The sequence below is a fragment of the Viridibacillus arvi genome, from assembly GCF_001274945.1.
GTDB classification, from domain to species: Bacteria; Bacillota; Bacilli; order Bacillales_A; family Planococcaceae; genus Viridibacillus; species Viridibacillus arvi.
This window is the reverse complement of sequence record NZ_LILB01000004.1, coordinates 1-967: the sequence shown is the minus strand read 5'-3', so window position 1 is coordinate 967 and position 967 is coordinate 1. Positions and strand designations below refer to the sequence as shown.

The 967-nt window shown below is 36.5% G+C and carries 1 pseudogene; it reads right to left on the bottom strand.

The annotated features are described in order from the left end of the window. Window positions 1-32: 32 nt before the first annotated feature. Window positions 33-967 (bottom strand): annotated as a pseudogene (locus AMD00_RS09395) (IS3 family transposase); the annotation flags it as partial.

The following is a 967-nucleotide window of genomic DNA, read 5'->3' as shown; positions in this document are numbered from 1 at the left end:
TGAACTGACCCAAGAAAGTTAGACATATTTAGTTAAGCAGCTTCTAAGACCTGAGTTCGGTATTCCACCGGGCTTAGGTCTTTTAATTTTTCCTTCATTCGTTTGTGATTGTAATAGTGAATATAATCGGCGAGCTCCTGTTCAAAATGCGTCATGGATTCAAATTCTTGTAGGTACAGGAGTTCAGATTTTAATAAGCCAAAGAAGTTTTCGATGACTGCGTTGTCCAAACAATTACCCTTACGGGACATACTCTGTTTAATCCCGTGTTGTTTTAATGTTCGTTGATACTTTTTCATTTGATAGTGCCAACCTTGGTCCGAATGAAGAATGACTTGATCACCTGATTGAAGGCGTTCCAATGCTTGTTCTAACATATCATGAACTAGTTTATACACTGGTCGATTCATTATCTTATAGGCAATGATTTCACCATTGCACAAATCAAGTACAGGTGATAAATAGCGTTTCTCACCAAATAGATGGAACTCTGTCACGTCTGTTACCCATTTCTCGTTCATCTTCGCCGCTTTAAAATCGCGTTGTAATATGTTTGGGGCAATTTTCCCGACGTTTCCTTTATACGAACGGTATTTCTTCATACGGACTTCACATTTAATACCGATGGTATTCATCAAACAGTTAATCGTTTTAGGATCATGGTGAAAGCCGTATCTTTTCAATTCTTTGGTGATCCGACGATAACCATAACGTCCCTTATGTTCATGGTAAATAGTCTGAATTGCTACTTTCACATCAACGTATTTATCAGTACGATTCAAACGCTTTTCCCAATAGTAATACGTGCTACGTGGAATATCAGCGACTTTGATTAACTCCACTACTTCATAGATTTCCTTTAGTTCATAAATTACTTGCGCTTTGATTTGATTTGTAATTTTTCTTGCATTTGAACTAAAGTATTCAACTTTTTTAAGTACGCATTTTCCATTTCTAATTGTTTGAT